30 protein-coding genes are annotated in these 18,602 nt (G+C 68.0%); 28 read left to right on the top strand and 2 right to left on the bottom strand.

Annotated elements, in window-relative coordinates:
* On the bottom strand, positions 1 to 1,092 hold a 1,092-nt coding region (locus JNW98_RS21180), incomplete at its 3' end, for an ATP-binding protein (protein WP_223769837.1).
* 228 nt (positions 1,093 to 1,320) lie between these two features.
* A complete protein-coding gene (locus JNW98_RS21175; protein WP_223769836.1) occupies positions 1,321 to 3,411 on the bottom strand; it encodes a PIG-L family deacetylase in 2,091 nt (696 codons plus the stop codon).
* A gap of 707 nt (positions 3,412 to 4,118) precedes the next feature.
* Here JNW98_RS21175 and rpsJ point away from each other — a divergent pair.
* The 28 genes from rpsJ to rpsK all read left to right on the top strand — a co-directional run.
* Positions 4,119 to 4,427 (top strand): 30S ribosomal protein S10, encoded by a 309-nt coding sequence (gene rpsJ / locus JNW98_RS21170; RefSeq protein ID WP_003948644.1) that lies wholly within the window; start codon positions 4,119 to 4,121, stop codon positions 4,425 to 4,427.
* A 13-nt stretch (positions 4,428 to 4,440) separates the two neighbouring features.
* Positions 4,441 to 5,085, top strand: a complete 645-nt coding sequence (gene rplC / locus JNW98_RS21165) for a 50S ribosomal protein L3 (protein WP_223769835.1) — start codon at positions 4,441 to 4,443, stop codon at positions 5,083 to 5,085.
* Between the two features lie 8 nt (positions 5,086 to 5,093).
* Entirely contained in the window at positions 5,094 to 5,744 is a 651-nt protein-coding gene (rplD, locus tag JNW98_RS21160) for a 50S ribosomal protein L4 (protein WP_223769834.1), read from the top strand.
* A complete protein-coding gene (rplW, locus tag JNW98_RS21155) occupies positions 5,744 to 6,061 on the top strand; it encodes a 50S ribosomal protein L23 (protein WP_223769833.1) in 318 nt (105 codons plus the stop codon). The genes rplD and rplW overlap by 1 nt, the downstream gene beginning before the upstream one ends.
* Positions 6,062 to 6,101: 40 nt before the next feature.
* Positions 6,102 to 6,938, top strand: coding sequence for a 50S ribosomal protein L2 (rplB, locus tag JNW98_RS21150; protein WP_004950440.1), 837 nt, complete (start codon positions 6,102 to 6,104; stop codon positions 6,936 to 6,938).
* 12 nt (positions 6,939 to 6,950) lie between these two features.
* Positions 6,951 to 7,232, top strand: coding sequence for a 30S ribosomal protein S19 (rpsS, locus tag JNW98_RS21145; protein WP_004950443.1), 282 nt, complete (start codon positions 6,951 to 6,953; stop codon positions 7,230 to 7,232).
* Positions 7,233 to 7,273: 41 nt separating this feature from the next.
* Positions 7,274 to 7,621, top strand: coding sequence for a 50S ribosomal protein L22 (rplV, locus tag JNW98_RS21140; protein WP_031012097.1), 348 nt, complete (start codon positions 7,274 to 7,276; stop codon positions 7,619 to 7,621).
* Positions 7,621 to 8,436: a 30S ribosomal protein S3 gene (gene rpsC / locus JNW98_RS21135; protein WP_223769832.1), complete on the top strand. Its 816-nt coding sequence runs from the start codon at positions 7,621 to 7,623 to the stop codon at positions 8,434 to 8,436. Before rplV ends, rpsC begins: the two co-directional genes overlap by 1 nt.
* Positions 8,437 to 8,441: 5 nt before the next feature.
* A complete protein-coding gene (gene rplP, locus JNW98_RS21130) occupies positions 8,442 to 8,861 on the top strand; it encodes a 50S ribosomal protein L16 (RefSeq protein ID WP_106677952.1) in 420 nt (139 codons plus the stop codon).
* Complete coding sequence (rpmC, locus tag JNW98_RS21125; RefSeq protein ID WP_030368408.1) at positions 8,861 to 9,085, top strand: 50S ribosomal protein L29; 225 nt, start codon at positions 8,861 to 8,863, stop codon at positions 9,083 to 9,085. Before rplP ends, rpmC begins: the two co-directional genes overlap by 1 nt.
* On the top strand, positions 9,085 to 9,366 hold the full coding sequence (gene rpsQ / locus JNW98_RS21120) for a 30S ribosomal protein S17 (protein ID WP_004950457.1): 282 nt from the start codon (positions 9,085 to 9,087) through the stop codon (positions 9,364 to 9,366). The genes rpmC and rpsQ overlap by 1 nt, the downstream gene beginning before the upstream one ends.
* A 102-nt stretch (positions 9,367 to 9,468) precedes the next feature.
* Positions 9,469 to 9,837: a 50S ribosomal protein L14 gene (gene rplN, locus JNW98_RS21115; RefSeq protein WP_171169722.1), complete on the top strand. Its 369-nt coding sequence runs from the start codon at positions 9,469 to 9,471 to the stop codon at positions 9,835 to 9,837.
* Positions 9,838 to 9,839: 2 nt separating this feature from the next.
* Positions 9,840 to 10,163 carry a 50S ribosomal protein L24 gene (rplX, locus tag JNW98_RS21110; protein ID WP_223769831.1) on the top strand — a complete coding sequence of 108 codons (324 nt, stop codon included), beginning with the start codon at positions 9,840 to 9,842 and terminating at the stop codon, positions 10,161 to 10,163.
* The gene (rplE, locus tag JNW98_RS21105; RefSeq protein WP_171169724.1) at positions 10,163 to 10,723 is read left to right on the top strand and encodes a 50S ribosomal protein L5; all 561 of its coding nucleotides are present in this window, start codon (positions 10,163 to 10,165) and stop codon (positions 10,721 to 10,723) included. The genes rplX and rplE overlap by 1 nt, the downstream gene beginning before the upstream one ends.
* A gap of 5 nt (positions 10,724 to 10,728) precedes the next feature.
* Positions 10,729 to 10,914, top strand: coding sequence for a type Z 30S ribosomal protein S14 (locus tag JNW98_RS21100; RefSeq protein WP_004946670.1), 186 nt, complete (start codon positions 10,729 to 10,731; stop codon positions 10,912 to 10,914).
* A 244-nt stretch (positions 10,915 to 11,158) separates the two neighbouring features.
* Positions 11,159 to 11,557 (top strand): 30S ribosomal protein S8, encoded by a 399-nt coding sequence (gene rpsH / locus JNW98_RS21095; RefSeq protein WP_171169726.1) that lies wholly within the window; start codon positions 11,159 to 11,161, stop codon positions 11,555 to 11,557.
* 22 nt (positions 11,558 to 11,579) lie between these two features.
* Complete coding sequence (gene rplF, locus JNW98_RS21090; RefSeq protein ID WP_223769830.1) at positions 11,580 to 12,119, top strand: 50S ribosomal protein L6; 540 nt, start codon at positions 11,580 to 11,582, stop codon at positions 12,117 to 12,119.
* Positions 12,120 to 12,122: 3 nt separating this feature from the next.
* Positions 12,123 to 12,506: a 50S ribosomal protein L18 gene (rplR, locus tag JNW98_RS21085; RefSeq protein ID WP_004946663.1), complete on the top strand. Its 384-nt coding sequence runs from the start codon at positions 12,123 to 12,125 to the stop codon at positions 12,504 to 12,506.
* 46 nt (positions 12,507 to 12,552) lie between these two features.
* Positions 12,553 to 13,155, top strand: a complete 603-nt coding sequence (gene rpsE / locus JNW98_RS21080) for a 30S ribosomal protein S5 (protein ID WP_190066381.1) — start codon at positions 12,553 to 12,555, stop codon at positions 13,153 to 13,155.
* A complete protein-coding gene (gene rpmD, locus JNW98_RS21075; RefSeq protein WP_171169730.1) occupies positions 13,155 to 13,337 on the top strand; it encodes a 50S ribosomal protein L30 in 183 nt (60 codons plus the stop codon). The genes rpsE and rpmD overlap by 1 nt, the downstream gene beginning before the upstream one ends.
* A 1-nt stretch (position 13,338) precedes the next feature.
* Positions 13,339 to 13,794, top strand: coding sequence for a 50S ribosomal protein L15 (gene rplO, locus JNW98_RS21070; RefSeq protein ID WP_171169732.1), 456 nt, complete (start codon positions 13,339 to 13,341; stop codon positions 13,792 to 13,794).
* 226 nt (positions 13,795 to 14,020) lie between these two features.
* On the top strand, positions 14,021 to 15,337 hold the full coding sequence (gene secY, locus JNW98_RS21065) for a preprotein translocase subunit SecY (protein ID WP_223769829.1): 1,317 nt from the start codon (positions 14,021 to 14,023) through the stop codon (positions 15,335 to 15,337).
* Positions 15,337 to 15,996 carry an adenylate kinase gene (locus JNW98_RS21060; protein ID WP_223769828.1) on the top strand — a complete coding sequence of 220 codons (660 nt, stop codon included), beginning with the start codon at positions 15,337 to 15,339 and terminating at the stop codon, positions 15,994 to 15,996. The genes secY and JNW98_RS21060 overlap by 1 nt, the downstream gene beginning before the upstream one ends.
* A gap of 114 nt (positions 15,997 to 16,110) precedes the next feature.
* Positions 16,111 to 16,950 (top strand): type I methionyl aminopeptidase, encoded by an 840-nt coding sequence (gene map / locus JNW98_RS21055; protein ID WP_223769827.1) that lies wholly within the window; start codon positions 16,111 to 16,113, stop codon positions 16,948 to 16,950.
* A gap of 220 nt (positions 16,951 to 17,170) precedes the next feature.
* Positions 17,171 to 17,392 (top strand): translation initiation factor IF-1, encoded by a 222-nt coding sequence (gene infA, locus JNW98_RS21050; RefSeq protein ID WP_003956442.1) that lies wholly within the window; start codon positions 17,171 to 17,173, stop codon positions 17,390 to 17,392.
* 60 nt (positions 17,393 to 17,452) lie between these two features.
* Entirely contained in the window at positions 17,453 to 17,566 is a 114-nt protein-coding gene (rpmJ, locus tag JNW98_RS21045) for a 50S ribosomal protein L36 (RefSeq protein ID WP_003956441.1), read from the top strand.
* Between the two features lie 216 nt (positions 17,567 to 17,782).
* Positions 17,783 to 18,163: a 30S ribosomal protein S13 gene (gene rpsM, locus JNW98_RS21040; RefSeq protein WP_004946638.1), complete on the top strand. Its 381-nt coding sequence runs from the start codon at positions 17,783 to 17,785 to the stop codon at positions 18,161 to 18,163.
* A gap of 69 nt (positions 18,164 to 18,232) precedes the next feature.
* A partial coding sequence (gene rpsK / locus JNW98_RS21035) for a 30S ribosomal protein S11 (RefSeq protein ID WP_223769826.1) occupies positions 18,233 to 18,602 on the top strand: 370 nt, incomplete at its 3' end.

Below are 18,602 nucleotides of genomic sequence, written 5' to 3'. Positions count from 1 at the left end.
CGCGGCGACCGCCGCGGCCGAGGCGCCCTGGGCGTGCAGCGCGCGGGCCGCGCGGGCGCGCAGGGCGGTGTGGGCGGCGGAGGAGAGGTCGGCGAGCAGGGCCTCGTCGACGGCGGGGTGGCGGGGGCGGCGGCGGTCGTCGTAGAGGGCCGACGCGGTGAGGGCGTCCAGGGCGGGGCGGACGGCTTGGGGGGTGAGGGCGGCGGTGGCCGCGAGGAGGGTGGTGTCCGGGGGTTCCGGAGTGTCGGTGGTGCCGTGGGGGCCGTCGGCGGCATCGGGGCCATCGGTGCCATCGGTGCCGAGGATCGCCGTCGCGCGGGCCGCGGCCAGGGCGTCCGTGCCGCTGCGGTGGGCGCAGGCCAGGGCCGCGGCACGGTAGGCGGCGCCGGGGGTGGGGACCTGTCCGGCCGGGCCGGTCGCGGCTGCCGCGTCGTCCAGGAGGGCGCGGAGGAGGAGGGGGTTTCCGCCGGTCAGGCGGTGGACGTGCGGGGTGAGGCGGATGGCGGCCGGCTCGCCGAGGCGGTGGGTGAGGAGCCGGGTGATCCCCTGGGGGCTGAGCGGGGTGAGGGCCAGATGGCGCGTTCGAGGTTGGTACTGGAGTTCGCTCAGGAGGGTGCGGTGGGCCGGCGCGCCGTGCGGTGCCTCGGTGACGACCAGGGCGGCGCGGGCCGTGCGGAGCCTTCGGATGAGGTAGAGCAGGCATTGCTGCGAGGCGTGGTCCGCGTGGTGGAGGTCGTCCACGCAGAGCAGCAGGGGGAGTTGGGCGGTGAGATCGAGGGCCGCTTGGTAGACGCGGCGGAGGAGGTGTGGGGGAACGGGGGCGGCGACCGGGGGCAACTCCGCGGTCAGCAGGCCCAGTTCGGGGAACAGCTGGTCCACCAGGGCGTAGGGGAAGGGCTGTTCGGTGGGGCTGCCCAGTGCCGTGCGGACCGTGAAGCCGTGTTCGGTGGCTCGGGTGCGGAGGGCGTGCAGCAGTTCCGTCTTGCCCAGGGCGGTGGCGCCGTGGATGACCGCGAAGCCGCCGATGCCTCGGGCGCTTTCCGCCAGGGCGGCGGAGAGGGTGGCGAGTTCGGCCTCGCGGTCGACGAGCATCGGGTGCCCCTTTTCCCCGGGGAGGCGGCCTCCGGTACGGCGGGGGCAGCACGATAGCAAGGCGGGTGGGCTGCGCCCTGCGCCCCTCCACCGCGCTGCGCGCGGTTTTGCTCGGCCCCGGCCCCGCCCTTTCACCGTTTCTTGCGGGGGCCGCGCCCCCGCACCCCCGAGCGCAGCTGCGGTGCGCGTCCTCAAACACCGGACGGGCTGGAAGGGCGCGCGGGCGGGTTAGCCGATCTCCGGGCGCCAGATCCACGGGCTCGCGTCCGGGGACAGGCCCACCACGCACAGGCGGTGGGCGCCGTCCGTGTGGAGGGCCGGGGTGGCCACGGGGATCGGTTGGCGGTCGGCGACGGTCGGGTGGGCGTCGTCGGAGGCGGCGTCGATCACCTGGGCGCGGCCCTCCATGTCCTTGCCGAGGACCATCAGGGCGTCGCGGTGGCCGCGCAGCGGCAGGGCGCGGGCGGCGAGCGGGCCGTAGCCGGGGAGGTCGCGGACCGCGGAGTCCTTGAGCTCCTCCGTGCCCGAGTCGCCCGTGAGGCGGTACGCCTGCGGGCGGGCCTGGGCCGGCTGCCGGTAGACGATCACCAGCTTGCCGTCGTTCCCCGGGTGGGCGGCCACCGGGTCGCCGGCGGGCTTGGGCAGGTCGTCCAGGGGCAGGAAGCGCATCGGCTTGCCGGGGCCGTCCTGGCTCCAGTGGTGGACCGTGTCGCGGCCGACGCCGAGGACGTGGATCCGGCGTTCGCCGTCCAGCGCGACGGTCAGGCCCTCCTGGACGTCCTGGCCGCCGAGGTTGCGCCACTTGCCCCACTTGCCGTTCCGTTCGCGCACCCGGGTCGAGACGCCCTTGCCCGCGTTGCGGACGAACAGGTGGACCCGGCCGTCGGTGTCGGTGACCGCCGCCGGGATGCCCACCCGGCGCCCCCGGTCGGGGTCGTGCTCGGGGTTGCCGAGGCCCGCCCAGCCGGTGAAGGGGCCGTCGGGGGTGCGCTGCCCCAGGACGACGATCTCGCGGGTGTTCGCCCGGCCCTCGCCCTCCAGGGCGGAGAACCGCAGCGCGAAGACCAGGCGGCGGCCCTCGGCGTCCTTGACCGTGGCCAGGGCGGGGGCCAGGGGGCCGCCGCCGAGGTTCTCGGGGGCGCCCCAGCGGCCGCTGCCCGCCGAGGTCTCGCGCCAGCGCACGGCGTGCAGGCCGAGGACCCCGTACGCCTCCAGGCGGCCGGAGCGGTCGCTGTCGAGGGCGGGCGTGGCGCCCGGGTGGCGGTAGTGGGTGGAGCGGATCCAGCCCTTGCGGTTCTTCAGGGGGCGGTCGCCGCCCTGGCCGTAGTCGCCGCAGCCGCCGTCGTTGCCGCAGTGCCAGTCGGGGGCGCCGCCGTACGCCTCCACCAGCTCGTGCTTCCGGGCGACGATCTCGTGGGGCAGATTGTGCGGCCAGCGCTGGTTGTAGTAGCCGCGGTAGGACGTGGTGACGAAGCGTGGCGGGTGCTTGGCGCGGCGTGTCGTGTCCGCCGACCACTGGGAGAGCGCCTTCCAGGTGAAGAGGGCGGTCGGGGTGTGGTCGCGGTGGTCCGAGCACGCGCCGTAGTCGTTGTCCTTGGGGTGGGTGGCGTCGTGCACCTGGTAGTCCGGGTCCGGGTCCATGGTGTGGACCACGGTCGGCCGGAAACGATCCATGATCGTTGCGAGGGCGTCCACCAGTGTGCTGTGCCGGTAGGTGCTCACCTCGGTACAGGGGGAGCCCTTGGCCACCAGCGACTTCGCCACCGCGCCGGGCTCGTCCCAGAGCTGCGGCATGCGGACGTTGCGGTCGGAGAGCATGGCGATGTTGAGGAAGATGAGGCGGGCCCGGCGGTCCCCGGCGACGAGCTCGTTGGTCTCGGCCTTGACCCCGCCCGGCAGCGTCAGCACGGACTTCTGCCAGCGGGTGAACGGGTGCCGGCCCAGCATCCGCGCGTACGCCTGGCGGAGCCCCTGGTGGCGGGCGGAGGAGTAGGCCGCCTTGTCGTGGTGCTCGCGCTTCTTGCGCGGCATGCCCTCCACCCAGTTCTGCCCTATGGCCTCGCCCGCCGTCACGTAGACGGAGACCACGGGGACGCCGGCGCGGACCATGTGCAGCGCGTCCGGGTTCATGAAGAACAGGTCGTCGTCCGGGTGGGCCAGCACCTGGAGCAGCAGCGGGCCGCGGGCGTCACCGAAGGACTGGGTGGTACGGGGGTCCACGGCGCGGACGGGGGAGGCGGAGGGGGCGGACTTCTCGGAACCGCTGTCGCTGCATCCCGACGCCACGGCGGCCGTGACGGCCGCGATCCCGGCGAGCACAGACCGACGCCCGACCGGACGAGCGTTCTGGAACGGAACGGTTCTGCGCTGTGAGATGTTCAACTACCTGACTCCGCTTCATTGTCCAGCGCCCCCCAGCGTGAAAAGGGACGGGGAAGAGGCCCGGCGGGTTGCCCAACTTGCTACAAAGCCTGATTTCCCCTTCGCGAGAGGCGGCGGATCTCGGCGGTTTTCGGCCACTGTGGCGTGCACGACACCATCGCGCCACCACGCCATGGGGAACAATGGGTGTTCTGCCCCGAATGTCCGCAGAAACACGGCAGGGCGGTTTGACATCTGCGCCGGTCGGGGTACGTTCATCGGCTGCGATTGGCGCGGCTTCCGTCCCGTATGGCACACTGTTCAGGTTGCTCGGTTGAGTGCCGATGCTGCGCGCCTCCCGCCGGGAGGACTGGAAGCGAGTCCCGCAGTACTCGTCGCCCCTTGTGAGGGGCGGAAGTACGGGAATCTTCCGGGAAGTGTCAGCGGGGTGCCAGCCAGGCACTCGGTGGGTGTCCTTCCCCCACGAACCCCTTGAGCAGGGATCTCCTCTTTGGGAGATCTGCTGGAAGGGGGGCGACACGCCCGACCGCGTGGGTCGGAGGTGAGCGGGGAGTGGACGGTGTCCTTCCGGCGGGGTTCCCGCAGGGAGCGCACAGCCTGGCCGAGTCCCAGAGCGTTACGAGAGACAGGACTACGAAGTAGCCATGGCGGGACAGAAGATCCGCATCCGGCTCAAGGCCTACGACCACGAGGTCATCGACTCCTCGGCGAAGAAGATCGTCGAGACGGTGACCCGCACTGGTGCGTCGGTCGCGGGCCCGGTGCCGCTGCCCACTGAGAAGAACGTGTACTGCGTCATCAAGTCGCCGCACAAGTACAAGGACTCGCGCGAGCACTTCGAGATGCGCACGCACAAGCGCCTCATCGACATCCTCGACCCCACGCCGAAGACGGTTGACTCGCTCATGCGCCTCGACCTGCCGGCGGGCGTCGACATCGAGATCAAGCTCTGAGGTGACGCGCGAGATGGCTAAGCAGATCAAGGGCGTCCTGGGCGAGAAGCTCGGCATGACGCAGGTCTGGGACGAGAACAACCGTGTCGTCCCGGTCACCGTTGTCAAGGCCGGCCCCTGCGTCGTTACGCAGGTCCGCACCAACGACGCCGACGGCTACGAGTCGGTCCAGATCGCCTTCGGCGAGATCGACCCGCGCAAGGTGAACAAGCCCCTCAAGGGCCACTTCGCCAAGGCCGACGTGACCCCCCGCCGCCACCTGGTGGAGATCCGCACCTCCGACGCCGCCGAGTACACGCTCGGCCAGGAGATCGCCGCGGACGTGTTCGAGGCCGGCGTCAAGGTTGACGTCACGGGCAAGAGCAAGGGCAAGGGCTTCGCCGGTGTCATGAAGCGCCACAACTTCCGTGGCCTCGGCGCCGGGCACGGCACCCAGCGCAAGCACCGCTCCCCCGGTTCGATCGGTGGCTGCGCCACCCCGGGCCGTGTGTTCAAGGGCCTCCGCATGGCGGGCCGCATGGGCAACGAGCGGGTCACCACCCAGAACCTGACCGTCCACGCCGTTGACGCGGAGAAGGGCCTGCTCCTCATCAAGGGCGCGGTTCCTGGTCCGAACGGCGGCCTCGTCCTGGTCCGTACCGCGGCCAAGGGGGCCTGAGGTAACCGATGAGCACCATTGACATCCTTTCGCCGGCAGGCGACAAGGCCGGGACCGTCGAGCTCCCCGCGGAGATCTTCGACGCGAAGGTCAGCGTTCCGCTGATCCACCAGGTCGTCGTCGCGCAGCTGGCCGCTGCCCGTCAGGGCACGCACAAGACCAAGACCCGTGGCGAGGTCCGCGGCGGTGGCAAGAAGCCGTACCGCCAGAAGGGCACCGGTCGCGCCCGTCAGGGTTCGACCCGCGCGCCGCAGTTCGCCGGTGGTGGCGTCGTGCACGGTCCCGTGCCGCGTGACTACTCGCAGCGGACCCCGAAGAAGATGAAGGCCGCCGCGCTCCGCGGTGCCCTCTCGGACCGGGCGCGCCACTCCCGCATCCACGTCGTCTCCGGCGTGGTCCAGGGCGCGGTGTCCACCAAGGCCGCCAAGGTCCTCCTCGGCAAGATCTCCGAGCGCAAGAACGTGCTCCTGGTCGCCGAGCGCTCGGACGAGGCCGCGTGGCTGTCCGCCCGCAACCTGCCCCAGGTTCACATCCTGGAGCCGGGCCAGCTGAACACGTACGACGTGCTCGTCTCCGACGACGTGGTCTTCACTCAGGCCGCCTTCGAGTCCTTCGTGTCTGGCCCCAAGGCCGTCGAGACCGAAGGGAGCGCCGCCTGATGAGCGACGTCACCAGCAAGACGTTCTCGGACCCGCGCGACCTGCTGGTCAAGCCGGTCGTCTCCGAGAAGAGCTACGCGCTGCTGGACGAGAACAAGTACACGTTCATCGTCGACCCGCGCGCCAACAAGACCCAGATCAAGCAGGCCGTCGAGACGGTCTTCTCGGTCAAGGTCACCGGGGTCAACACGATCAACCGTCAGGGTAAGCGCAAGCGCACCAAGACCGGTTTCGGCAAGCGCGCCAACACCAAGCGCGCCATCGTGACCCTCGCCGAGGGCGACCGTATCGACATCTTCGGCGGCCCGGTCTCCTAACGGAGTTCCGAGTCGTCCGATATCGGACGAGGACTGAAAAATGGGTATCCGCAAGTACAAGCCGACGACTCCGGGCCGTCGTGGCTCCAGCGTCGCCGACTTTGTCGAGATCACGCGGTCCACGCCGGAGAAGTCGCTGGTCCGCCCGCTGCACAGCAAGGGCGGCCGTAACAACGCCGGTCGTGTGACCGTCCGCCACCAGGGCGGTGGCCACAAGCGCGCCTACCGTGTGATCGACTTCCGTCGTCACGACAAGGACGGCGTGCCGGCCAAGGTCGCTCACATCGAGTACGACCCGAACCGCACCGCGCGCATCGCGCTGCTCCACTACGTGGACGGCGAGAAGCGCTACATCATCGCGCCGCGCGGCCTCGGCCAGGGCGACCGTATTGAGAACGGCCCCGGGGCCGACATCAAGCCGGGCAACAACCTGCCGCTGCGCAACATCCCGGTCGGTACGACCATCCACGCCATCGAGCTGCGTCCCGGTGGCGGTGCGAAGATCGCCCGCTCCGCCGGTTCCTCCGTGCAGCTGCTGGCGAAGGAGGGCACGATGGCCCACCTTCGTATGCCGTCCGGTGAGATCCGCCTGGTCGACGTCCGCTGCCGCGCCACCGTCGGCGAGGTCGGCAACGCCGAGCAGTCGAACATCAACTGGGGCAAGGCCGGCCGCATGCGCTGGAAGGGCGTCCGCCCGACCGTCCGCGGTGTCGCGATGAACCCGGTCGACCACCCGCACGGTGGTGGTGAGGGCAAGACCTCCGGTGGTCGCCACCCGGTCTCCCCGTGGGGTCAGAAGGAGGGTCGTACTCGTTCTCCCAAGAAGGCGAGCAACAAGTACATCGTCCGCCGCCGCAAGACGAACAAGAAGCGCTAGGAGCGGGTTTAGATGCCGCGTAGTCTCAAGAAGGGACCCTTCGTCGACGGACACCTCATCAAGAAGGTGGACGCTCAGAACGAAGCCGGTACCAAGAACGTCATCAAGACCTGGTCCCGTCGCTCCATGATCGTGCCGGCCATGCTCGGCCACACGCTCGCGGTGCACAACGGCAAGACGCACGTCCCGGTGTTCGTCACCGAGTCGATGGTCGGCCACAAGCTCGGCGAGTTCTCGCCGACCCGCACCTTCCGCGGCCACGTCAAGGACGACCGCAAGTCGAAGCGCCGCTAGGCGGGGTGTGAACGACTATGACTGACACCGAAGGGACAACCATGGAAGCCAGGGCCCAGGCGCGGTACATCCGCGTCACGCCCATGAAGGCCCGCCGCGTGGTGGACCTCATCCGTGGCATGGACGCCACGGAGGCTCAGGCGGTCCTGCGTTTCGCCCCGCAGGCCGCGAGCGTGCCGGTGGGCAAGGTGCTGGACAGCGCCATTGCCAACGCCGCGCACAACTACGACCACACGGACGCTTCGTCGCTGTACATCAGCGAGGCGTTCGTGGACGAGGGCCCGACCCTGAAGCGGTTCCGTCCGCGTGCCCAGGGCCGCGCCTACCGGATCCGCAAGCGGACCAGCCACATCACCGTGGTCGTCAGCAGCAAGGAAGGAACCCGGTAATGGGCCAGAAGGTTAACCCGCACGGGTTCCGGCTCGGTGTGACCACGGACTTCAAGTCCCGCTGGTACGCCGACAAGCTGTACAAGGACTACGTCAAGGAAGACGTTGCCATTCGTCGCATGATGACGAAGGGCATGGAGCGCGCCGGCATCTCCAAGGTCGAGATCGAGCGCACCCGCGACCGCGTCCGCGTCGACATCCACACCGCTCGTCCGGGCATCGTCATCGGCCGCCGCGGCGCCGAGGCCGACCGCATCCGCGGCGAGCTGGAGAAGCTCACCGGCAAGCAGGTCCAGCTGAACATCCTCGAGGTCAAGAACCCCGAGGTCGACGCTCAGCTGGTCGCGCAGGCCGTCGCCGAGCAGCTGTCCTCCCGCGTCTCCTTCCGTCGCGCCATGCGCAAGAGCATGCAGTCGACGATGAAGGCCGGCGCCAAGGGCATCAAGATCCAGTGTGGTGGCCGTCTCGGCGGCGCCGAGATGTCGCGCTCGGAGTTCTACCGCGAGGGCCGTGTGCCCCTGCACACGCTCCGCGCCAACGTCGACTACGGCTTCTTCGAGGCCAAGACCACCTTCGGCCGCATCGGCGTGAAGGTCTGGATCTACAAGGGCGACGTCAAGAACATCGCCGAGGTCCGCGCCGAGAACGCCGCCGCCCGTGCGGGCAACCGCCCGTCCCGTGGCGCCGGCGACCGCCCGGCCCGTGGCCGTGGCGGCGAGCGTGGCGGCCGCGGCCGCAAGCCGCAGCAGGCTGCCGAGGCCCCCAAGGCCGAGGCCACCGCTGCTCCGGCTGAGTCCACCGGAACGGAGGCCTGACCGACATGCTGATCCCTCGCAGGGTCAAGCACCGCAAGCAGCACCACCCCAAGCGGAACGGCATGGCCAAGGGTGGCACCGAGCTGGCGTTCGGTGAGTACGGCATCCAGGCCCTGACCCCGGCCTACGTGACGAACCGGCAGATCGAGTCCGCTCGTATCGCCATGACCCGTCACATCAAGCGTGGCGGCAAGGTGTGGATCAACATCTACCCGGACCGTCCGCTGACGAAGAAGCCGGCCGAGACCCGCATGGGTTCCGGTAAGGGTTCTCCGGAGTGGTGGATCGCGAACGTCAAGCCCGGTCGGGTGATGTTCGAGCTGTCTTTCCCGAACGAAAAGGTCGCTCGTGAGGCGCTGACCCGCGCCGCTCACAAGCTTCCGATGAAGTGCCGCATTGTTCGGCGCGAGGCAGGTGAGTCGTGATGGCCGCTGGTATCAAGGCGACCGAGCTGCGTGAGCTGAACGACGAGGACCTCGTCGCGAAGCTCCGTGAGGCCAAGGAAGAGCTGTTCAACCTCCGCTTCCAGGCGGCGACCGGGCAGCTTGAGAACCACGGTCGGCTCAAGTCCGTCCGTAAGGACATCGCCCGGATCTACACCCTGATGCGGGAGCGCGAGCTCGGCATCGAGACGGTGGAGAGCGCCTGATGAGCGAGAAGAACATGACTGAGACGAACGAGCGCGGTTTCCGCAAGACCCGTGAGGGCCTCGTCGTCAGCGACAAGATGGACAAGACCGTCGTCGTCGCTGTCGAGGACCGCGTCAAGCACGCGCTGTACGGCAAGGTCATCCGCCGTACCAACAAGCTCAAGGCGCACGACGAGCAGAACGCCGCGGGTGTCGGCGACCGCGTCCTCCTCATGGAGACCCGGCCGCTGTCCGCGACGAAGCGCTGGCGCGTCGTCGAGATCCTCGAGAAGGCCAAGTAATCACCTGAGGGCATTAGCCCCCAGGTAAGTTCCGCCAGGCTCGGCGTGGGGCCTCATCCGTGAGGCCCCCGCCGGGAACCGGCAGACGATCAGGAGATAGACGTGATCCAGCAGGAGTCGCGACTTCGCGTCGCCGACAACACTGGTGCCAAGGAGATCCTTTGCATCCGTGTTCTCGGTGGCTCGGGTCGCCGCTACGCGGGCATCGGTGACGTCATCGTCGCCACCGTCAAGGACGCGATCCCCGGTGGCAACGTGAAGAAGGGTGACGTCGTCAAGGCGGTCATCGTTCGCACCGTCAAGGAGCGTCGTCGTCAGGACGGCTCGTACATCCGCTTCGACGAGAACGCGGCCGTCATCCTCAAGAACGATGGCGACCCCCGCGGCACCCGTATCTTCGGCCCCGTGGGCCGAGAGCTGCGCGAGAAGAAGTTCATGAAGATCGTCTCGCTCGCGCCGGAGGTGCTGTAAGCATGAAGATCAAGAAGGGCGACCTGGTACAGGTCATCACCGGTAAGGACAAGGGCAAGACGGGCAAGGTCATCCAGGCCATGCCCGCCGAGGACCGCGTCCTGGTCGAGGGTGTCAACCGGGTCAAGAAGCACACCAAGGCCGGCCAGACCGCCCGCGGTTCCAAGACCGGTGGCATCGTCACGACCGAGGCCCCGATCCACGTGAGCAACGTTCAGCTCGTCGTGGAGAAGGACGGCAACAAGGTCGTCACCCGCGTCGGCTACCGCTTCGACGAGGACGGCAACAAGATCCGCGTTGCCAAGCGGACCGGTGAGGACATCTGATGACTGCCACCACCAACGCACCGCGCCTCAAGCAGCGCTACCGCGAAGAGATCATCGGCAAGCTGCGTGAGGAGTTCTCGTACGAGAACGTCATGCAGGTTCCCGGCCTCACCAAGATCGTGGTCAACATGGGTGTGGGCGACGCCGCCCGCGACTCCAAGCTGATCGAGGGCGCCATCCGCGACCTCACCACGATCACCGGCCAGAAGCCGGCCGTGACCAAGGCCCGCAAGTCCATCGCGCAGTTCAAGCTGCGTGAGGGCCAGCCGATCGGCGCCCACGTCACCCTCCGGGGCGACCGCATGTGGGAGTTCCTGGACCGCACCCTGTCGCTCGCGCTCCCGCGCATCCGCGACTTCCGTGGTCTGTCCCCGAAGCAGTTCGACGGCCGGGGCAACTACACCTTCGGTCTCACGGAGCAGGTCATGTTCCACGAGATCGACCAGGACAAGATCGACCGCGTCCGGGGTATGGACATCACCGTGGTCACCACGGCGACCAACGACGACGAGGGCCGCGCCCTCCTTCGTCACCTCGGCTTCCCCTTCAAGGAGGCGTGACCGAGATGGCGAAGAAGTCTCTGATCGCGAAGGCCGCGCGCAAGCCGAAGTTCTCGGTCCGCGCGTACACCCGCTGCAACCGCTGCGGCCGGCCGCACTCCGTTTACCGCAAGTTCGGCCTCTGCCGCGTGTGCCTTCGTGAGATGGCTCACCGTGGCGAGCTGCCGGGCGTGACCAAGAGCTCCTGGTAATTACCCACTTGGGTATCCAGGGCTCTCGGTAAGCCTATGGACGGCGGGCACCCGCTCCCCCTCTCCCGTAGAGTTGAGGGGTTGGGCGCCCGCCGCCCATGACCGCACGCGCCCCGCATCCCCTGCGGGCCGCATAACGTCGCTTACTACGCCGTAGGTCCCCGCGCCGCACCCGCTCCGACGATGTTCGGGGAGAGGGATGGCGCAGATAGGAAACCCCGGCGAGAGAGGCCGAAGGCCAAACATGACCATGACCGATCCGATCGCAGACATGCTGACCCGTCTGCGGAACGCGAACTCGGCTTACCACGACTCCGTGGCCATGCCCCACAGCAAGATCAAGGCGCACATCGCCGAGATCCTGCAGCAGGAGGGCTACATCACCGGCTGGAAGGTCGAGGACGCCGAGGTCGGCAAGTCCCTGATCCTCGAGCTGAAGTTCGGCCCGAACCGTGAGCGCTCCATCGCGGGCATCAAGCGGATCTCGAAGCCGGGCCTGCGGGTCTACGCAAAGTCCACCAACCTGCCGAAGGTCCTCGGCGGCCTGGGCGTGGCGATCATCTCCACGTCCCACGGTCTCCTGACCGGCCAGCAGGCCAGCAAGAAGGGCGTGGGTGGGGAAGTCCTCGCCTACGTCTGGTAACCCGGGAACGGAGGAATAGCTAATGTCGCGTATTGGCAAGCTGCCCATCCAGGTTCCCGCTGGTGTGGACGTCACCATCGATGGCCGCGCCGTGCAGGTGAAGGGTCCCAAGGGCACCCTGAACCTCACCCTGTCGGCGCCCATCGTTATCGCTAAGGGCGAGGACGGCGTGCTCAACGTCATCCGCCCGAACGACGAGCGTCAGAACAAGGCCCTGCACGGTCTGTCGCGCACGCTGGTGGCGAACATGATCACCGGCGTGACCCAGGGCTACAGCAAGAAGCTCGAGATCAGCGGTGTCGGTTACCGCGTCCAGGCGAAGGGCTCCAACCTGGAGTTCGCCCTGGGCTACAGCCACCCGATCCTGGTCGAGGCGCCCGAGGGCATCACCTTCAAGGTCGAGTCCCCGACCAAGCTGACGGTCGAGGGCATCGACAAGCAGAAGGTCGGCGAGGTCGCCGCGAACATCCGCAAGCTGCGGAAGCCCGACCCGTACAAGGCCAAGGGTGTCAAGTACGAGGGCGAAGTCATCCGCCGCAAGGTCGGAAAGGCGGGTAAGTAAGCCATGGCATACGGTGTGAAGATCGCGAAGGGCGACGCCTACAAGCGCGCCGCCGCGAAGCGCCGCCACATCCGCATCCGCAAGCGGATTTCCGGTACGGCCGAGCGCCCCCGCCTGGTCGTCACGCGCTCCAACCGTGGCATCACCGCCCAGGTCATCGACGACATCAAGGGTCACACCCTGGCGTCGGCGTCGACCCTGGACGCGTCGATCCGCGGTGGCGAGGGCGACAAGAGCGCCCAGGCCAAGAAGGTTGGCGCCCTGGTCGCCGAGCGTGCCAAGGCCGCCGGCGTCGAGGCCGTCGTGTTCGACCGCGGTGGCAACCAGTACGCCGGGCGCATTGCCGCTCTGGCGGACGCCGCCCGCGAAGCCGGGCTGAAGTTCTAAGCCCCGGTTCCGGAGCTAGCGGACGTAACAGAGAGAGGTAATTCCAATGGCTGGACCCCAGCGCCGCGGCAGCGGTGCCGGTGGCGGCGAGCGGCGGGACCGGAAGGGTCGCGACGGTGGCGCTGCCGCCGAGAAGACCGCGTACGTTGAGCGCGTAGTCGCGATCAACCGCGTCGCCAAGGTTGTCAAGGGTGGTCGCCGCTTCAGCTTCACCGCGCTGGTCGTGGTGGGCGACGGTGACGGCACGGTCGGTGTCGGTTACGGCAAGGCCAAGGAAGTTCCGGCTGCCATCGCCAAGGGCGTGGAAGAGGCCAAGAAGAACTTCTTCAAGGTCCCCCGGATCCAGGGCACCGTCCCGCACCCGATCACGGGCGAGAAGGCGGCCGGTGTCGTCCTGCTCAAGCCCGCGTCCCCCGGTACCGGTGTTATCGCCGGTGGCCCGGTGCGCGCGGTGCTCGAGTGCGCCGGCATCCACGACATCCTGTCGAAGTCGCTCGGTTCGTCGAACCCGATCAACATCGTGCACGCCACGGTGGAGGCCCTCAAGGGACTGCAGCGTCCCGAGGAGATCGCCGCCCGTCGTGGTCTGCCGCTCGAGGACGTCGCGCCCGCCGCCCTGCTGCGTGCGCGTGCGGGGGCGGGTGCGTAATGGCTCGTCTCAAGGTCACGCAGACCAAGTCCTACATCGGCAGCAAGCAGAACCACCGCGACACCCTGCGTTCGCTCGGTCTGAAGAAGATCAACGACGTGGTTGTCAAGGAAGACCGTCCCGAGATTCGCGGCATGGTGCAGACCGTCCGCCACCTCGTCACGGTCGAGGAGGTCGACTGACATGGCGGAGCAGAACCCGCTGAAGGTCCACAACCTCCGTCCGGCTCCCGGCGCCAAGACCGCCAAGACCCGTGTCGGTCGTGGTGAGGCGTCGAAGGGTAAGACGGCCGGTCGTGGTACCAAGGGCACCAAGGCCCGTTACCAGGTTCCGGAGCGCTTCGAGGGTGGGCAGATGCCCCTCCACATGCGCCTCCCGAAGCTGAAGGGCTTCAAGAACCCCGCCCACAAGCAGTTCCAGGTCGTGAACCTGGACAAGCTGGCCGCGCTCTACCCGCAGGGTGGCGAGGTCACGGTGGCCGATCTGGTCGCCAAGGGCGCGGTGCGCAAGAACGAGCTCGTCAAGGTCCTGGGCCAGGGCGAGATCTCCGTGGCGATCCAGGTGACGGTCGACGCCGTCTCCGGTTCCGCCAAGGACAAGATCGCCGCTGCCGGCGGCACCGTCACCGAACTCATCTGAGTTCGTTGATCCGACAACCGGGGATGTCCCATCAGGGGCATCCCCGGTTGGTCGTTCCTAGCCGGGCATGGTCGCCGGTAAGGTGGCGTGGACTGTTGCTGTACCCATGGGGGGGATCACCCCCGGGTCGTGCGGACTGTGCCCGTACGGCTATGGCTGATATGTATTCGTCGATCCTCAAGACCGTTACCTCTCACGTGGGTGCGTGAGAGGCGCAGGAGGCACCGTGCTCACCGCGTTCGCCCGGGCGTTCAAGACGCCCGACCTGCGCAAGAAGCTGCTGTTCACGCTGGGCATCATGGTGCTCTACCGGCTCGGGTCACAGGTCCCGATCCCGGGGGTCAATTACCAGAACGTCCAGACGTGCGTCGACCAGGCCAAGAGTGGTCAGGGCCTGTTCGGCCTCGTGAACATGTTCAGTGGTGGCGCGCTGCTGCAGATCACGATCTTCGCGCTGGGGGTCATGCCGTACATCACGGCGAGCATCATCCTGCAGCTGCTCACGGTCGTGATCCCCCGGCTGGAAGCCCTGAAGAAGGAAGGGCAGTCCGGCCAGGCCAAGATCACGCAGTACACGCGTTATCTGACCATCGCGCTCGCCGTGCTCCAGGGCACCGGCCTGGTCGCCGTCGCGCGCAACGGCGCGCTCTTCGGCAACTGCCCGGTCGCGTCCGAGATCGTGCCCAACCACTCCATCTTCACGACCATCACGATGGTCGTCACCATGACCGCGGGCACCGCGCTGATCATGTGGCTCGGTGAGCTCGTCACCGACCGCGGCATCGGCAACGGCATGTCCATCCTGATGTTCACCTCGATCGCCGCGCAGTTCCCGAGCGCGCTGTGGGCGATCAAGCTCCAGGGCAAGCTGATGGGCGGCTGGCTGGAGTTCGGCCTCGTCATCCTCTGCGGCCTGGCCATGGTCGGCCTGGTGGTCTTCGTCGAGCAGGCGCAGCGGCGCGTGCCCGTGCAGTACGCGAAGCGCATGATCGGCCGCCGTTCCTACGGCGGGACGTCGACCTACATCCCGCTGAAGGTGAACCAGGCGGGCGTCATCCCCGTGATTTTCGCCTCGTCCCTGCTCTACATCCCGGCGCTGCTGGTGCAGTTCACCGACTCGAAGGACTCGGGCTGGGCGCGTTGGGTCGAGGCCAACCTGGTCAAGGGCGACCACCCGATCTACATGGTCACTTACTTCCTGCTGATCGTTTTCTTCGCCTTCTTCTACGTCGCCATCTCCTTCAACCCCGAAGAAGTTGCAGACAACATGAAGAAGTATGGTGGGTTCATCCCGGGCATCCGGGCGGGACGTCCCACCGCGGAGTACCTGAGCTACGTGCTGAACCGCATCACGTGGCCCGGCTCTCTCTACCTGGGCCTGATCGCCCTGGTGCCCACCGTGGCGCTGGTCACACTCAACGCGAACCAGAACTTCCCATTCGGGGGAACCAGCATCCTGATCATCGTGGGTGTCGGTCTGGAGACGGTGAAGCAGATCGAGAGCCAGCTTCAGCAGCGCAACTACGAAGGGTTCCTCCGCTGATGCGAATCGTCCTCGTCGGGCCGCCCGGCGCCGGCAAGGGTACGCAGGCCGCGTACCTCGCCAAGAATCTCGCGATCCCGCACATCTCGACGGGCGACCTTTTCCGGGCGAACATCAGCCAGGGCACCCCGCTGGGTGTCGAGGCCCAGGAGTACATGCGCGCCGGCCAGCTGGTCCCGGACTCGGTGACCATCGGGATGGCCGAGGACCGGATGGACCAGGACGACGCCGCCGGCGGCTTCCTGCTGGACGGCTTCCCGCGCAACATCGGCCAGGCCGAGGCGCTGGACGCCTACCTCCAGGGCAAGGGCCTGAAGCTGGACGCCGTCCTGGACCTGGAGGTCCCCGAGGACGAGGTCGTGAAGCGGATCGCCGGCCGCCGGATCTGCCGCGCGGACAGCAGCCACGTCTTCCACGTGATCTACAACCGCTCGAAGACCGAGGGCGTCTGCGACATCTGCGGCGGCGAGCTCTACCAGCGCGACGACGACCGTGAGGACACGGTCCGCAAGCGGCTGGAGGTCTACCACAGCGAGACCGAGCCGATCATCGACTACTACAAGGCCCAGGGCCTGGTGGTGACGATCTCCGCGCTCGGCAAGGTCGCCGAGGTGACCCAGCGGGCCATGGAGGCGCTCCCCTCGCGGGACGCCGCCTGACCCACCCGTGGTGTACGGCCGCGATGCCCTTCGGGGTGTCGCGGCCGTAGTGTTGTTTGAACCAGTTTTGCTGCGCAGTTTTCGAAATGTGTCGTCGAGCCGAGGAAGGCCCCCATGGCGGTAGAGATCAAGACCCCGGACCAGATCGCGAAGATGCGCGAGGCGGGGCTGGTCGTCGCCGCCATTCACGCCGCCACCCGCGAGGCGGCGGTGCCCGGCGCGACCACCAAGGACCTGGACGACGTCGCCCGCAAGGTGCTGGCCGAGCACGGCGCCAAGTCGAACTTCCTCGGTTACGGCGGCTTCCCCGCGACGATCTGCACCTCGGTGAACGAGGTCGTCGTCCACGGCATCCCGAGCGCGGAGACCGTCCTGAAGGACGGCGACATCATCTCGATCGACGCCGGCGCCATCGTGGACGGCTGGCACGGCGACGCGGCCTTCACGGCCTTCGTGGGCGGCGGGCACGCCCCGGAGCTGGTGGAGCTCTCCCGGGTGACCGAGGAGTCGATGTGGGCCGGCATCGCGGCCGTGAAGAACGGCAACCGGCTGGTGGACGTCTCCCGGGCCATCGAGACGTACATCCGCCGCCAGCCGCGCCCGGCGACCGGCAAGTACGGGATCATCGAGGACTACGGCGGGCACGGCATCGGCTCCGAGATGCACATGGACCCGCACCTGCTGAACTACGTCTCCCGCAAGCGGGGCCGCGGCCCGAAGCTGGTCCCGGGCTTCTGCATCGCGATCGAGCCGATGGTCTCGCTCGGCACGCCGCGGACGCACGTCCTGGAGGACGACTGGACGGTCCTCACCGACGACCTGACCTGGTCCTCGCACTGGGAGCACTCCGTCGCCCTGACGGAGGACGGCCCGCTGGTGCTCACCGCCGTCGACGGGGGCAAGGCGAAGCTGGCCGAGCTGGGCGTGACGGCGGCGCCGGACCCGCTGGGCTGAGGCGCCGGACCCGCTGGGCCCAGGCCCGGCTCGTGGCGGTTCTTCCGGTCGGGAAGCCGCCGCTTAAGGATCACCGCGGATGGGCAAGCACCCCTGGATTAGTCTTTCCGGTTGCCCTGACGTAGACTGATGCGTCGGCTCTCGTGTATCCGCATGCCCGCGTTCGCGCGGGGGTACGAATCCCGGAGTCGATCAAGGTAGCCGATTCGAAAGGCGAAGCGTGGCCAAGAAGCAAGGTGCCATCGAGATTGAGGGCACCGTGATCGAGTCTCTGCCGAACGCCATGTTCAAGGTGGAGCTCCAGAACGGTCACAAGGTCCTCGCGCACATCAGCGGCAAGATGCGGATGCACTACATCCGTATCCTTCCCGACGACCGGGTCGTAGTGGAGCTCTCTCCGTACGACCTGACGCGCGGACGGATCGTCTACCGCTACAAGTAGATCTTGTCGGCATCCCGCCTCGGCGGGGTGGTGGCACTGACCCGGAGAACCTCACATCCCATGAAGGTCAAGCCGAGCGTCAAGAAGATCTGCGACAAGTGCAAGGTGATCCGCCGCCACGGCCGGGTCATGGTCATCTGCGACAACCTGCGCCACAAGCAGCGCCAGGGCTGACGCACACCGAACCGCACTCCGCAGTTCTTCGCGCGACGCGAGCAACGTACATACGCAGGACCCGTCCCTCTCTGCATGGAGGGCGACACCCCCGGTTTCGGAGGCCGGGGACCCAGTCCGTACCAACCCTTCGCCCGGTGAATCCACCACGGTGACGGGGACGGCGGCTGGGAGTGGTCCTGCTGAAGACCTCCGACGAACATCTGGAGCCATTCAATGGCACGCGTTTCCGGTGTCGACATCCCGCGTGACAAGCGCGTGGAGGTCGCACTCACCTACGTCTTCGGTATCGGCCGCACCCAGTCGAAGGCGACCCTCGCCGCGACCGGTGTGAACCCGAACACCCGCGTTCGTGACCTGGCCGAAGAGGACCTGGTCAAGATCCGCGAGTACGTGGACGCCAACCTCAAGACCGAGGGTGACCTCCGTCGCGAGATCCAGGCCGACATCCGCCGCAAGGTCGAGATCGGCTGCTACCAGGGTCTGCGTCACCGCCGCGGCCTGCCGGTCCACGGTCAGCGCACCAGCACGAACGCTCGTACCCGCAAGGGCCCGCGTCGCGCCATCGCCGGCAAGAAGAAGCCGGGCAAGAAGTAGTCCTCAGCGGACGCTTGACCACGCGGTCTTCGCTGTAGGACCGACCACCTCCCCCTGTAGGAGTAAGAGATGCCCCCCAAGGGTCGTCAGGGCGCTGCCAAGAAGGTGCGCCGCAAGGAAAAGAAGAACGTCGCTCACGGCCACGCGCACATCAAGAGCACGTTCAACAACACGATCGTGTCCATCACGGACCCGACCGGCAACGTGATCTCCTGGGCCTCCGCCGGCCACGTCGGCTTCAAGGGCTCGCGCAAGTCCACCCCGTTCGCCGCGCAGATGGCCGCCGAGTCGGCCGCTCGCCGCGCGCAGGAGCACGGCATGCGCAAGGTCGACGTCTTCGTCAAGGGTCCGGGCTCCGGCCGTGAGACCGCCATCCGTTCGCTCCAGGCGACCGGTCTCGAGGTGGGCTCCATCCAGGACGTCACCCCGACCCCGCACA

The sequence above is a fragment of the Streptomyces huiliensis genome (assembly GCF_020037025.1).
GTDB classification, from domain to species: domain Bacteria; phylum Actinomycetota; class Actinomycetes; order Streptomycetales; family Streptomycetaceae; genus Streptomyces; species Streptomyces huiliensis.
Note: the sequence above shows the minus strand (reverse complement) of the source record. Positions and strands in the feature narration are given on the sequence as shown.